The organism is Rhodococcus sp. NPDC057297, assembly GCF_042667435.1.
GTDB lineage: Bacteria > Actinomycetota > Actinomycetes > Mycobacteriales > Mycobacteriaceae > Rhodococcoides.
This window is the reverse complement of record NZ_JBHUZE010000016.1, coordinates 1-13,503: the sequence shown is the minus strand read 5'-3', so window position 1 is coordinate 13,503 and position 13,503 is coordinate 1. Positions and strand designations below refer to the sequence as shown.

General features: G+C 64.7%; 13 protein-coding genes. 10 read left to right on the top strand and 3 right to left on the bottom strand.

What is annotated here, in order from left to right; genetic code table 11:
* Positions 1-57 precede the first annotated feature (57 nt).
* The gene (locus ACFULT_RS26980) at positions 58-1,212 is read left to right on the top strand and encodes a pyridoxal phosphate-dependent aminotransferase (protein ID WP_378483067.1); all 1,155 of its coding nucleotides are present in this window, start codon (positions 58-60) and stop codon (positions 1,210-1,212) included.
* On the opposite strand, the gene ACFULT_RS26975 is transcribed toward ACFULT_RS26980, so the two are convergent.
* Positions 1,209-2,201 (bottom strand): threonine aldolase family protein, encoded by a 993-nt coding sequence (locus ACFULT_RS26975; RefSeq protein WP_378483066.1) that lies wholly within the window; start codon positions 2,199-2,201, stop codon positions 1,209-1,211. The genes ACFULT_RS26980 and ACFULT_RS26975 overlap by 4 nt on opposite strands.
* A 54-nt stretch (positions 2,202-2,255) precedes the next feature.
* On the opposite strand from ACFULT_RS26975, the gene ACFULT_RS26970 reads away from it, so the two are divergent.
* Together ACFULT_RS26970 and purB are read left to right on the top strand one after the other, a co-directional pair.
* On the top strand, positions 2,256-2,906 hold the full coding sequence (locus tag ACFULT_RS26970; protein ID WP_037107384.1) for a TetR/AcrR family transcriptional regulator: 651 nt from the start codon (positions 2,256-2,258) through the stop codon (positions 2,904-2,906).
* A gap of 11 nt (positions 2,907-2,917) precedes the next feature.
* Positions 2,918-4,336: an adenylosuccinate lyase gene (purB, locus tag ACFULT_RS26965; protein WP_037107385.1), complete on the top strand. Its 1,419-nt coding sequence runs from the start codon at positions 2,918-2,920 to the stop codon at positions 4,334-4,336.
* Here the strand turns inward: purB and ACFULT_RS26960 are convergent.
* Entirely contained in the window at positions 4,322-5,122 is an 801-nt protein-coding gene (locus tag ACFULT_RS26960) for an HAD-IIA family hydrolase (RefSeq protein ID WP_378483065.1), read from the bottom strand. The genes purB and ACFULT_RS26960 overlap by 15 nt on opposite strands.
* Positions 5,123-5,179: 57 nt before the next feature.
* Here ACFULT_RS26960 and ACFULT_RS26955 point away from each other — a divergent pair, with 57 nt between their 5' ends.
* The 7 genes from ACFULT_RS26955 to ACFULT_RS26925 are packed head-to-tail and all read left to right on the top strand — an operon-like array spanning position 5,180 to position 11,872.
* Positions 5,180-5,611 (top strand): HIT family protein, encoded by a 432-nt coding sequence (locus ACFULT_RS26955; protein WP_378483064.1) that lies wholly within the window; start codon positions 5,180-5,182, stop codon positions 5,609-5,611.
* A gap of 59 nt (positions 5,612-5,670) precedes the next feature.
* The gene (locus ACFULT_RS26950; protein WP_378483063.1) at positions 5,671-6,711 is read left to right on the top strand and encodes a FecCD family ABC transporter permease; all 1,041 of its coding nucleotides are present in this window, start codon (positions 5,671-5,673) and stop codon (positions 6,709-6,711) included.
* Positions 6,708-7,760, top strand: coding sequence for an iron chelate uptake ABC transporter family permease subunit (locus ACFULT_RS26945; RefSeq protein WP_094719532.1), 1,053 nt, complete (start codon positions 6,708-6,710; stop codon positions 7,758-7,760). The genes ACFULT_RS26950 and ACFULT_RS26945 overlap by 4 nt, the downstream gene beginning before the upstream one ends.
* Entirely contained in the window at positions 7,760-8,605 is an 846-nt protein-coding gene (locus tag ACFULT_RS26940) for an ABC transporter ATP-binding protein (RefSeq protein WP_094719531.1), read from the top strand. Before ACFULT_RS26945 ends, ACFULT_RS26940 begins: the two co-directional genes overlap by 1 nt.
* Before the next feature lie 39 nt (positions 8,606-8,644).
* Complete coding sequence (locus tag ACFULT_RS26935; protein WP_020113369.1) at positions 8,645-9,943, top strand: lysine N(6)-hydroxylase/L-ornithine N(5)-oxygenase family protein; 1,299 nt, start codon at positions 8,645-8,647, stop codon at positions 9,941-9,943.
* A 60-nt stretch (positions 9,944-10,003) separates the two neighbouring features.
* Positions 10,004-10,951 carry a methionyl-tRNA formyltransferase gene (locus tag ACFULT_RS26930; protein ID WP_037107395.1) on the top strand — a complete coding sequence of 316 codons (948 nt, stop codon included), beginning with the start codon at positions 10,004-10,006 and terminating at the stop codon, positions 10,949-10,951.
* A 30-nt stretch (positions 10,952-10,981) separates the two neighbouring features.
* On the top strand, positions 10,982-11,872 hold the full coding sequence (locus tag ACFULT_RS26925) for a siderophore-interacting protein (RefSeq protein ID WP_019663636.1): 891 nt from the start codon (positions 10,982-10,984) through the stop codon (positions 11,870-11,872).
* 320 nt (positions 11,873-12,192) lie between these two features.
* Here the strand turns inward: ACFULT_RS26925 and ACFULT_RS26920 are convergent.
* Positions 12,193-13,503 (bottom strand): phosphopantetheine-binding protein (locus ACFULT_RS26920; RefSeq protein WP_378483062.1); only part of this gene is annotated, 1,311 nt, incomplete at its 5' end.

Below are 13,503 nucleotides of genomic sequence, written 5' to 3'. Positions count from 1 at the left end.
TCGACCTCGGGTGGTTGGGCAGGCGTACCCCACGAACGTAGCGATAACCTCGAGCGCGTGCGTACTCCGTCGTCGAGGTCCGAGATCCAGCCCTTCCACGTCATGGACGTGTTCAAGGCTGCCGCCGTGAGAAGTCGAACGCACGGGGACGTGCTGTCGCTTGCTGCGGGGCAGCCGTCGACGCCTGCGCCGGCACCGGTGCTGCGGGCCGCTCGTGAGGCTCTGGACGGTCATCTGCTCGGGTACACGGAAACCCTCGGCATTCTGCCGCTTCGGGAAGCGATCGCGGCGTATCACTCGGCCGAGTCGAACATCGACGTGCACCCCGACGAGGTGGTGGTGACGACCGGATCGTCCGGCGCGTTCACGCTGCTGTTCCTCGCTGCGTTCGACGTCGGGGACACCGTGGTCATGGCCCGTCCGGGGTATCCCGCGTACCGGAACACGCTCGCGGCCCTCGGCTGCCGCGTCGTCGAACTGGACTGCGGCGCCGAGTCGCGGTTCCAACCGACCGTCGCGATGCTCGAAGACCTCCCCGAGCCGCCGAAGGGGTTGATCATCGCCAGTCCCGCCAACCCGACGGGAACGATCGTCGACGCCGACGAGTTGGCCGCGATCGCCCGGTGGTGCGAGACCAACGGAACCCTCCTGATCTCCGACGAGATCTACCACGGCATTTCCTACGGGGACGTGACGACGTCGAGCGCGTGGGAGACCTCGCGCACCTCCTCGGTCGTCATCGGATCGGTGTCCAAGTACTTCTCGATGACGGGGTGGCGACTCGGGTGGATGCTGCTGCCATCGCACCTGCACCGCGCGGTGGAGCGCCTGGCGTCGAACATGACCGTGTGCCCGCCTGCGATCTCTCAGGTAGCGGCCGTCGCGGCGTTCACCGAAGAGTCGCGCGCCGAGCTCGACGGCCACGTCCGGCGCTACGCCGTCAACCGGCGGATCCTGCTCGACGGATTGACCGCGGCCGGCGTCACCGACCTGGCACCCGCCGACGGCGCGTTCTACGCCTACGCCGACATCGGGCACCTGACGCAGGACTCACGGGCATGGTGCGAGCGCATCCTCGCCGAGACCGGTGTGGCGCTCGCCCCCGGTGTCGACTTCGACATCGTGCACGGCCACCACACCGTCAGGTTCTCGTTCGCCGGGACCACCGAGCACGTGGAAGAGGCTCTGACCCGCCTCGCGCCCGTGCTCTAGAGACGACTCAGGGCTTCCTCGATGTCGGATCGTGAGACATCCCGGTGGGTCACGAATCGAGTTCGTCCGACGACGCTGACCGCGGCGATCCCGAGTTCGGCGAGCTCGGCGACGGTCAGTGGTCCGTCGGCGAGAACGATGTTGGTCTGCGGCTCGTCGACGGTCCAGCCGCGTTCGCGGAGGCCGTCGGCGAGGAGACGGGCATGGGCGTGGTCGTCGGCAAGGGAGTCGACGGTGTCCAGCGCCACCAGACCCGCCGCGGCGAGGACACCGCCCTGGCGCACTCCTCCACCGAGCATCTTGCGGATCCGCCTGGCCTCGGTGATGCGGGCGGAGTCGGAAACGAGCATCGAACCTACCGGTGCGCCGAGTCCCTTGGACAAGCAGACCTGGACGGTGTCGGCGCCGCGCGTCAGATCCGAGACCGGCACCCCGAGCGCCACGGCCGCATTCCACACGCGCGCGCCGTCGAGGTGCACCTTCAGTCCCTTCGCGCGCGCTGCGGCCAGCAGAGCCGTCCATTCGTCGGCGTCGAACACGGCCCCGCCGGCGAAATTGTGGGTGTTCTCGAGGCACAACAACGTCGTCGACAGCGTGAAGTACGGCCCGGAGCCCGCAGCGGCGGTGACGGCAGCAGGCGTCGGCCGCCCTGGTCCCGCGTCGTGCGGCAGCGCGAGCGGCATTCCCTGCGCCAGCCACGCCGCTGTCCCCAGCTCGGAACCGAGGACGTGTGCATGCTCAGGAGCGAGGAAGGCGTCACCGCGTCGTAGATGGAGCATCAACGCGATGACGTTTCCCATCGATCCACTGGGGACCCACAGTGCGTTCTCGTACCCGAGCAGGTGCGCTACGCGCTCCTCCAGCCGGGCCATGGTGGGGTCGTGGTCGAGAACGTCGTCGCCCACCTCGGCGTCGTACATCGCCTGCCGCATCTCCGGTGAAGGGCGCGTCACGGTGTCCGAGCGGAGGTCGATAGTCGAAAAGTGCATGATCTTCACGATTCCACACCGTTTACCTCAGACGAACCGACGCGGGCTGGCACCATGATTCGAATGTCAGCAGGTCCCACCGATTCGCCGAGCAAGGCCTCCGGTGCGACCCCGAAAGGGGAGCGCCGACGGCACGCATTGTCGTGCGCGGCGGCGGATCTACTGGTGGAAGGCGGATTCGACGCCGTGCGTCACCGTGCCGTTGCCGCGAAAGCGGGGCTACCGCTGGCGTCGACGACCTACTATTTCGAGTCGCTGGACGACCTGATCGCCTGTGCCGTCGAACTTCTGGGGACACGTGAACTCGAAGTGATGCGCGGCCGGATCGATTCGTTGGGAGACCTGGCGCACGACACCGGTTCGACGGTCGCCTTGATCGTCGACCTTCTCATCGGACCACAGGGAGCGGTCGACGACGGCCCTGAACGTTTGATCGCGCGCTACGAGCGCTTCATCGCCTCTGCCCGGCACCCGCAGCTCCGCGAAGTCCAGCTGCGGTTGCGCGCGCAGACCGACGATCTGCTGACCGACGTCCTGCGCAGATCCGGCCGAATCGTGCAGGAGCAGCAACTGCGAAGACTGGTAGCGGTCGTCGACGGCGCCGTCGTCGGAGCTCTCGGCGAAGTCGACCCGGAACCGCGGGCCATGGCGTCGTCGATGCTTCTCGCAGTCCTCGACGTTCTCGCTCCTGCCGGGGCTAGCTAGACTGGGCAGTCGTGACCATTCCGAATGTCCTCGCCACCCGTTACGCCAGCCCCGAACTGGTGGACCTCTGGTCTCCGGAACACAAGATCGTGCTCGAGCGTCAGCTCTGGATAGCGGTCCTCAAGGCTCAGTCCAGCCTCGGAGTCGATGTTCCCTCCTCCGCCGTCGCAGATTACGAACGTGTGCTGGATCAGGTGGACCTGCAGTCCATCGCCGAGCGCGAGCGCGTGACGCGCCACGACGTGAAGGCGCGCATCGAGGAGTTCAATGCTCTTGCCGGTCACGAGCACATCCACAAGGGTCTGACCAGCCGTGACCTGACCGAGAACGTCGAACAGCTACAAATCCTGCGGTCCCTCCAGCACATCCACGCACACGGCGTCGCCGTCGCAGCCAGGCTCGCGGAGAAAGCCGCCGAATACTCGTCGATCGTGATGGCGGGAAGAAGCCACAACGTCGCAGCCCAGGCGACGACGCTGGGCAAGCGCTTCGCATCCGCCGCGGACGAGACACTGATCGCTCTGGTCCGGCTGCAGGAACTGATCGCGCGCTACCCGCTTCGCGGAATCAAGGGCCCGATGGGCACCGCACAGGACATGCTCGATCTGTTCGGCGGCGACTCGGCCAAGCTGACCGCGCTCGAGCGGATCGTTGCCGATCACCTCGGTTTCCGGCACGTACTGACCAGCGTCGGCCAGGTCTACCCGCGTTCCCTCGATCACGAGGTCGTGTCCGCGCTCGTTCAACTCGGTGCAGGTCCGTCCTCGTTCGCACACACCGTCCGTCTGATGGCGGGCCACGAGCTGGTCACCGAAGGCTTCCAGCCGGGTCAGGTCGGGTCGTCGGCGATGCCGCACAAGATGAACACCCGCTCGTGTGAACGCGTCAACGGCCTGCAGGTCGTGCTCCGCGGCTACGGTTCGATGGCCGCCGAACTCGCCGGCGCACAGTGGAACGAAGGCGACGTCTTCTGCTCGGTCGTCCGCCGCGTGGCACTGCCCGACGCGTTCTTCGCCATCGACGGAATGATCGAGACGTTCCTGACCGTGCTCGACGAGTTCGGCGCCTACCCGGCCGTCATCGCCAAGGAACTGCAGCGCTACCTGCCGTTCCTCGCGACGACGAAGGTGCTCATGGCCTCCGTGCGCGCCGGCGTCGGCCGCGAGACCGCGCACGAGGCGATCAAGGAACACGCAGTGGCCGTCGCGCTCGCGATGCGGGAGCAGGGCCAGGAGCCCGACCTTCTCGATCGCCTCGCGGCCGACGATCGAATCCCGCTGGATCGGGCTGCGCTCGACGCAGCCCTCGCGGACAAGTCGGCCTTCATCGGATCCGCCGAAGCGCAGGTGGCGGCCGTCGTGTCCGACGTGGAGACGCTGGTCAGTCAGTTCCCGTCGGCCGCGAAGTACTCGCCGTCACCGATTCTCTAGGACACCGGGAAGGTCTGCGACCGAGCCGATGACATGGTTCGGTTGCAGGCCGAATTCCTGCTTGGACCGGCGGTCGAGCACATCCTGCTGGAACTTTCCGGTGCGGACGAGCACACCCGTCATTCCCACGACCTGAGCCGCCAGCACGTCGTTGTCCAGGTCGTCGCCGACCATCATGACGTCCACCGGGTCGACGCCCATGCGCTCGGCAGCGGTCTGGAATCCGAGCGGTGCAGGCTTGCCGATGGCTTTCGCCGTGTGGCCCGACGCCTTCTCCATCCCCGCCAGATACATTCCGGTGTCGATGCGCAGTCCTGCGCCCGTCGTCCACATCAGGCTCCGGTGCATCGCGACGACGGGAATTCCCCGGCAGAGCCAGTCGTAGACGCGACTGAGGCGTTCGTGAGTGAATTCGGGACCTGCGCCGCCGACGACCACGACGTCCGGATCACCGTCGCCCTCGTCGACGAACTCGATTCCTGGCATGTCCCCGGCGATGTCACCGTTGTTGATCAGGACCGTGCGCGCCCCGGGATAGGACTGACGCAGGTAATCGGCGGTCAACGACGACGCGGTCACGATCTCGTCGGCGTGGACCGGCATGCCGGCTTCGGTCAACGCGTCGGCGATCTGGGATCTGGTCTTCGACGTGGTGTTGGTGAGGAAGGCGCGTGCGATGTCCTTGCTGTCCAGATAGTCCAGCGCCTCGGCCGCACCCGGAACCGGCTGCCACGACGTGACCAGCACGCCGTCGATGTCGAAGAGAACCCCGCCCAACAATCCCATGGGCGAACTCTAGTCGGGGCGCGGGGAGGTCGCAGTCTCTGCCTAGACTTGCGAGGTATGAATCCGTACACGATCTTCGCCGAAATCATTGCCGGGAACGCCGAATCCAGCCTCGTGTACTCCGACGACGTTGCGGTGGCGTTCATGGACATCAGGCCGGTCACGAGGGGTCACGTGCTCGTCGTGCCCCGCACGCAGGCGCGGTCGCTCGCCGAGCTGGAACCGGACGTCGGAGCGCACCTGTTCGTCGTCGGGCAGAAAGTCGCGGCCGCGCTGCGGGCGACGAATCCGCGCATCGCCGGCGTCAACTTCTTCCTCGCCGACGGAGAAGTGGCGGGCCAGGAGATCTTCCACGTCCACCTGCACGTCATCCCGCGGACCGTGGGGGACGGTTTCGGTCTACGGGCGCGCCCGACGTCGCCGCAACGGTCCGAACTCGACGCGCAGGCAGGCGACATCTCTCGCGCGTTGGGTACCGCGGGTAGGTAAGCCGCGCCTGTGTAAGGTGTACCTAATTCGAGTAGGGCAGGTATTCCGGGAGCACCACGATGACGACGGTTGTGAAGACGGGTGACTCCGGAGGTCTCGCCCAGACCAACGCCCGACGCACCGCAGGCCTTGTCGTCGTTGTCGCCCTGCTCGCAGCGATCTGCCTGCTCAGCATCGCCGTCGGTACCAAGTACATTCCGCTGAACGAGGTCTGGAACGGATTGTTCGCGTACGACGACTCGAACGATGCCGTCATCATTCGCGAACTTCGAGTCCCGCGAACGATTCTCGGTCTCATCGTGGGAATCGCACTCGGCGTCAGTGGTGCGCTGATCCAGGCCATGACCCGTAACCCGCTGGCGGACCCGGGAATTCTCGGTGTCAACGCCGGAGCTGCGTTCTTCGTCGCCCTCGCGGTCGGTGCGCTCGGCTTGACCGGTATCTGGTCCTACATCTGGTTCGCGTTCCTCGGTGCGATTCTGGCCACGGTCGCGGTCTATGCACTCGGGTCCATGGGGCGAGCAGGCGCGACGCCGATTCGGTTGACTCTGGCCGGAATTGCGCTCGCCGCGGTCCTCGGCGGTATCACCTCCGGCATGCTCCTGCTCGACCCGGCAGCGTTCGACAAGATGAGATTCTGGGGCGCAGGCTCGCTGTCCGGCCGGGGCCTCGACATCTCCTTCGCCATCGGACCTTTCGTGCTCGTCGGACTGATCCTCGCCCTCGTCATCGCACGGCCACTGAACGCAATCGCTCTGGGCGACGACCTGGCTCAGTCCCTCGGCGCGAAGGTCACCCACACCCGCACCATCGGCATCGTCGCCGTCACGTTGCTCGCCGGCGCCGCCACCGCAGCCGCAGGCCCCATCGGCTTCGTCGGACTGATGATCCCGCACATGGTCCGCTGGTTCGTCGGGCCCGACCAACGCTGGATCCTGCTCTACACCGTCGCGGCAGCACCCTGCCTGCTGCTGTTGTCCGACGTCGTCGGCCGTCTCGTCATCCGGCCGGGTGAACTGCAGGTCGGCATCGTCACCGCCTTCGTCGGCGCTCCGGTCCTCATCCTTCTGGTTCGACGCAAGAAGGTGAGTGGGCTGTGAGCTCGGTGGATTTCGGTCGGCGAGTTCGTATTCTGCGTCTCGCCGACGACGAGGTCAGCGGTCGCATCGACGTCAGGACCGTGGTGGTGTGCGCCGTTCTGGTCGCACTGTCGCTGGTGGTGTCGGTCGTTGCACTCGGCTCGGGTGATTACTACATTCCGCCGGGCGAGGTTCTGCAGGCGCTGTTCTCCGATGCGCCGCGGTTCACCGAACTGGTGGTGATGGAGTGGCGGTTCCCTCGTGTCGCGCTCGCACTGTTGCTCGGTGGCGCACTGGGGGTGTCGGGGGCGATCTTTCAGTCCTTGACGCGAAATCCTCTGGGAAGCCCGGATATCATCGGGTTCGACACGGGTGCGTACACCGGTGCGTTGATCGTCATCCTGACGCTCGGCGGTGGCTACTACCAGACCGGAGCGGGAGCGCTGATCGGCGGAATCTGCACGGCTGCAGTGGTGTATCTGCTGGCGTTCAAGAAGGGTGTGCAGGGGTTTCGGCTGATCATCGTGGGAATCGCCATCAGCGCCGTTCTCGCGTCGGTCAACACGTGGCTGATCATCAAGGCCGATCTCGCCGACGCCATGGCCGCGGCCGTGTGGGGTGCGGGCAGTCTGAACGGGCTGGGGTGGGCGCAGGTCGGACCCGTCGTGCTGGTTCTGGTGGTTCTGACGCCTGCCATCGCGGTCGTCGGCAAGAGATTGCCGATGCTCGAGATGGGCGACGACGCCGCCAAGGCCCTCGGTATCAGCGCCGAGCCGACACGGTTGATCCTCATGGTGCTCGGTGTCGCGCTGACGGCGCTGGTGACTGCAGCCGCAGGTCCCATCTCGTTCATCGCGCTCGCCGCCCCTCAGCTGGTTCGACGGCTGACCAGAACGGCAGGGGTCGCGTTGCTGCCGTCGGCGGTCATGGGCGCGTTTCTGTTGGTGCTCAGCGACTTCGCGGCGCAGCGACTGTTCGCGCCGACGCAGTTGCCCGTCGGCGTCGTCACGGTGTCCATCGGCGGCGCGTACTTCGTCTGGTTGTTGGCTCGGGAAGGTAGGAAACAGTGATGTCGAATACGGGGACTCGGGTGCGGGCCAAGGCTCGGCTGTACGCCGAGAACGTGACCATCGGGTACGACAAGCGCGTCATCAGCGAGAACCTCTCCGTCGAGATTCCCGACGGCAAGTTCACCGTCATCGTCGGACCCAACGCGTGTGGAAAGTCGACGCTTCTGCGTGCGCTGTCGCGGCTGCTGAAGCCCGAGGCAGGCACCGTCCTGCTCGACGGCAAGGCCATCAGCTCGTATCCGGCGAAGGAAGTCGCGCGTCGGCTCGGGCTGTTGCCCCAGACATCGATCGCACCCGACGGCATCTCCGTCGCGGATCTGGTTGCGCGTGGCCGGTACCCGCATCAGAAGCTGATCAAGCAGTGGTCGAGGGACGACGAGGCCGCCGTGGTGTTCGCGATGAACGCGACCGGGGTGACCGAACTGTCCGGCCGGCTCGTCGACGAGTTGTCCGGTGGCCAGCGTCAGCGAGTGTGGGTTGCGATGGTGTTGGCGCAGCAGACCCCGTTGATGCTGTTGGACGAGCCCACGACGTTCCTCGACATCGCGCATCAGATAGATCTGCTGGAGCTGTGCTCCCAGCTCAACCGCGAGCAGGGGAACACGATGGTCGCGGTGCTGCACGACCTCAATCACGCCTGCCGCTACGCCGATCACATCATCGCGATGAAGGACGGTGAGGTGGTGACCAGCGGGCGTCCGGCGGAGGTCATCACGGCGGACCTCGTCGAGTCCGTCTTCGGGTTGCCGTGCCGCATCATCGAAGATCCCGAGTCGCACACTCCGTTGGTCATTCCGCTGGCGCGAGTTGGTCGGCCTAGACATGTGGACATGAAGATAGGTTAGGCTTAGCTGGTTGATCCCTCGACTGACTAAGGACGGCACGTGCCCAAGGTGAACAGCGCTCGCGACGTGGTGGACATTCTCGGCGTCGGATACGGCCCATCGAACCTGGGGCTGGCCATCGCGCTGGCCGAACGCAACGAAGCGGTGTCCGAGAGCGAACAGATCACGTCTGCTTTCGTCGAGCGTCAACCGGAGTTCACGTGGCACCCGGGAATGCTCCTTCCGGATGCCACGATGCAGATTTCTTTTCTCAAGGATCTCGCGACGCAGCGGAACACTCGCAGCGAGTACACATTCCTTGCCTACCTCCGGCAGCGAGATCGATTGAACCACTTCATCAACTTGCAGACGTTCTTTCCCTCGCGCATCGAATTTCACGACTACCTGCGGTGGTCGGCCGACAAAGTCGACGCGGACGTGTTGTACGGGAGCACGGCCACCGAGGTGTCGTGGAACGGTGAGCTGTTCGAGGTACGCGTCAGTGGCGCGGAAGGTGATGGCCTGCTGCGTGCTCGCAACGTGGTGTTGGCAGGCGGACTGACGGCGACTCTGCCGGACGGAGTCACCTCGGGTGCACGTGTATTCCACAACCATCGTGTCCTCGATCATCTGGATTCGTTGCCGTCGACGCCCCATGGAAGATTCGTCGTCGTCGGTGCCGGTCAGAGCGCCGCCGAGGTCGTCGCTTACCTCCATGAGCGCTACTCGGACGCTGAGGTTCACGGTGTGTTCGGAAAGTACGGCTACAGCCCCGCCGACGACAGTCCCTACGCAAACCGGGTTTTCGATCCAGAGGCCGTGGACGATTTCTACGTCTCCACCCCCCAGCTCCGCGAGCAGTTGATCGCCTACCACCGAAGCACCAATTACTCAGCGGTGGATCTGCCTTTGATCGAGGAACTGTACAACCGCGAATACACCGAGCGAGTGACGGGCAGACGTCGATTGTTCGTCCGCGGTGCGTCCGAGGTGAGTGTCCCGCGAGAGACCGACGGTGGCGTGGAAGTTACTGTGTTGCACCGTCCGACGGGGCGCGAAGAAACGCTCACCTGCGACGCTGTGGTGTATGCGACGGGCTTTCGTCCGCTCGACCTCCACGGGATCCTCGGCACACTTGCCGACGACTGTGTATTCGCAACCGACGGCACGCCGGAAGTGGAGCGAGACTACCGGCTACGGACGTCGTCCCACATCACCGGCGGAATCTACCTGCAGGGTGGTACCGAGCACTCTCACGGACTCACATCATCCCTGTTGTCCAACATCGCCGTTCGATCCGGGGAGCTCGTGGATTCGTTCGAGTTGAGACGCTTCGCCCTCGTGAGCGGGAATCGATAGGGAGACTGCTCCAGTTGTTCGACGCTCCTTGTTCGATGTCGTTTCGAAGAAAGGTTGGCCATGCGAGTGGTGATGTTCGGTTACCAGACCTGGGGGCACAAGACCCTGCAGTCCCTGATCGACTCCGTGCACGACGTGGTAGGTGTTGTCACGCATCCGACCAGCGACCAAGTTTACGAAAGCATCTGGGCCGATTCCGTCGAGGACCTGGCTCGCGAACACGACGTTCCCGTCCATCTTGCTCGCCGTCCGGACGCAACGATGCAGAAGCAGATCCAGGCCTGGAAGCCGGACATCATCGTCGCCAACAATTGGCGTACTTGGTTGCCGCCGGAAATTTTTGCCCACCCACCGCATGGAACGCTCAATCTCCACGACTCGCTGCTTCCGAGGTTCACTGGTTTCTCCCCGATTGCGTGGGCGCTTATCAGCGGTGCCGACGAAGTAGGACTGACCGCGCACCGAATGGACGGCGAACTCGACACCGGTGACGTCCTCACCCAGGCTGCAATTCCGATCGGACCCCGAGACACTGCAACGGAGTTGGTACGGGCCACCATCGATCTGATTCCCGGCGTGCTGCTCGAAGCACTCGAGCGCATCGAGTCCGGAACCGCACAGTGGCGTCCCCAAGACCTCGCGCAACGCACCTTCTTTCACAAGCGGCACGAAACCGACAGTCTGATCGACTGGTCGTGGGAAGCGTCGGACATCGACCGGCTGGTGCGAGCGATGTCGGATCCGTACCCGAATGCGTTCACCTACTACCGCGGTGAGCGTATTTCGGTCGTACAGGCTCACGTGTCAAAAGGCATCTACGGCGGGACGCCAGGCAGGGTGTTCATCCGCGAAGGCGACGGAATGGCCATCGTCGCCGGCCCCGACGCCCACCGTGGCCGTAATCACGCCCTCGTCATCGACCGTGTCCGAAGCAGCGACGGCACGGAATACTCTGCGCTCGAATACTTTCCGAGCGGCGGCGGGTACCTCACAGCCGATTCACGCTGAATCGGACAATCTATATCGGAAAGGTTTCACGTGGCGATCAAAGGATTGCAGCGCTTCTCCTACGCCGAGGTGGTGAGCGCGAAGCGTATTTCTCCCTCGCTCGTGCGCGTCGTATTCGGCGGCGACGGATTGGCCGACTACACATCGAATGGCACCGCTGACGAGTGCGTCTCGCTCTATTTTCCGGCCGAGGGCGAAGACAAGCCGCCGGCCATGACCGAGAAGGACGGCGACTGGGCCTATCACGACATCGACGAGCCCGAGCATCGCAACTACACGGTTCGGGTGTGGGACGCGACCGCCAAGGAAATGACGATCGACTTCGTCGCTCACGAGGGCGGAATCGCGGCGGCATGGGCCCTTGCGGCGACACCCGGTGACGTCATTGGATTATGGGGACCGCGCGGCTGGTACGACCCGCCCAGTGACACTGCATGGCAACTCCTCGTCGCCGACCTGACAGGATTGCCTGCTCTGTCCCGAGCCGTCGAAGAGTTGCCGGCCGGCTTTCCTGTCCGGGCAGTCGTGGAAGTCCTCGACGAAGGCGACAAGATCCCGATCGAGACGAGTGCGGACCTGAGCATCGAGTGGCTGATCGGCGGCAACGGGCATTCGCCGTCACAGCTGGCCGACGCCGTACGTGCCGAACGCCTTCCAGAGGGACCGGGCTATGTGTGGTTTGCGGGCGAAGCGGCTGCGAGCCGGGATGTGCGCAAGTACCTACGCAAAGAACGAGGCTTCGGCAACGCGCAGTTCGAGACCATCGGGTACTGGCGCGTCAGGGCCGAGGAGTGGCTCCAGAAGTACGAAGCCGTCGAAGATCAGCTCCACAGTGAGTACCAGCAGCTGATCGACGCCGGAGTCGAAGAAGCAGATGCCGACAACCGCTGGGAGGAGATGCTCGAGGAGGCCGGGCTGTAACTGTCCGCGGTGGGTGCACCAGAGATGTGCGTGCCCTCTCCAGCCACGGTGCCGCCCTCCAGGACCACGATTCGATCGCACACTCGTGCTTGCGAGAGTCGGAGGGCATGATCCGTGCGCGTACTTCCCGCCGTGCGACCTCCCACACAGCCGCACGAATCCGTGCAGCGCGTCCGGGACCGGCTTGGACTGCCTTCACAGTGGTAAGCGCCGACAGGGTGGTGAGCACGCGTTCTTGCGAATCGTGATCCGCTGTGTCGGTGGTGTATGCGGGATCTCGAAGAAGGCTGGAATGTACTTGGTTGACTTCCACGCCGCTTTCACACTCGGCTGCGCTTGACGTCGGTCGCCGCGTCGAACCGTGCGGACAGCTCGATTCCCAGTGTTGCCACCGCGCTCTGCGACAGCCCGATGACGTCGAGCTCCACCGAACCATCGGTAACGGAAAAACGGATCACGCAGCGGTACGCGGTCTCCACGCCCTCCCTCGAGCCTGGGTCGGCGAGCTTTCCGACGGTGTTCGTCACGAGCACAATGGAATTGCTCGACTTCCGCAAGCTCCGCCGCCCGGCACGGTTGTGGTAGCGAAGCAACGAATACTGTCGTCGTTCGGCTTCGGACAGCCCGCTGATGTACGGCCACGTTGCGGTGAACGGGCCGATCGCAGGTCGCGGTGATGCCATAGTGGTTTCGAGATCGACCGTCACCTCTGTCGAGTCTCTCTGTGCAACCTGGCGAAGAGACTCGGCAATGAGCTCCGGCAAGTCCGATGCCTCGACCGCCAGGTCAGCCCGGATGTGTGCATGATTGCCGTCGGACCACATGGTCGAATCGCCGAGCCGGCTGACACCGGTCGCATCGACCCAACGCTGCGCGAGTTCGCCGTCGAGGTTCTGTCCCGCGGTATCGACCGCTTCCAGCGCGGTCTCGAGTGACACAGTCGCCGAACCCTCGACGTGCCCGGTAAGAATACGGGCGATCTCGTGAACCGAGACTCGGTCGGCAGCCGCGGCATGCGCAGCAACCAGTAACCAGCTCTGGGTGGGTGTGCTCCACGTTGCGATTGCCGCCGGTAGACCCTCCGTGATGCTGATCAACGATGCGACGCGAGAGGCTGCGGCGGAGTCACTGGTCTCCGGATCGAGTTCGACGACCTGCTTCGAAAGATCGACCGTTCCGGCGGGCGCGATCTCGGATGTCCACAGCCGACGGTTCAACGGCGAAACCCTCATCCGCAATGCATCGGTCCTGTTCACAAGCGAGACGAACGCGGACTGCAGTCCCGATAGAGCTGACCGGTCGATCGCGATCAGCTCGGTGTAGACCCAATCGTTCGGCTCGTCACCGGCCTCGCGGAGCCGTTCGAGCGTGGAAGAGGCACTGAGAGGAATCGGGTCTGCCGCGATCTCCGGAATGTCCAGGACCCCGGCCAGACCCGCGATCGTGCGCTTTTCGAAGACGTCTCGCACGGTGAACTGCAGGCCTTCACGGCGAGCTCTCGAGACGACGAGAATCGAGGAGATGGAGTCGCCGCCAAGGCGGAAGAAGTCGTCGTCGATGGACAAGGGTGCATCGCTGGGTAGTCCGAGTACGTCGGTGAAGATGGTGGTGAGGGTGATTTCTGTTGCGGT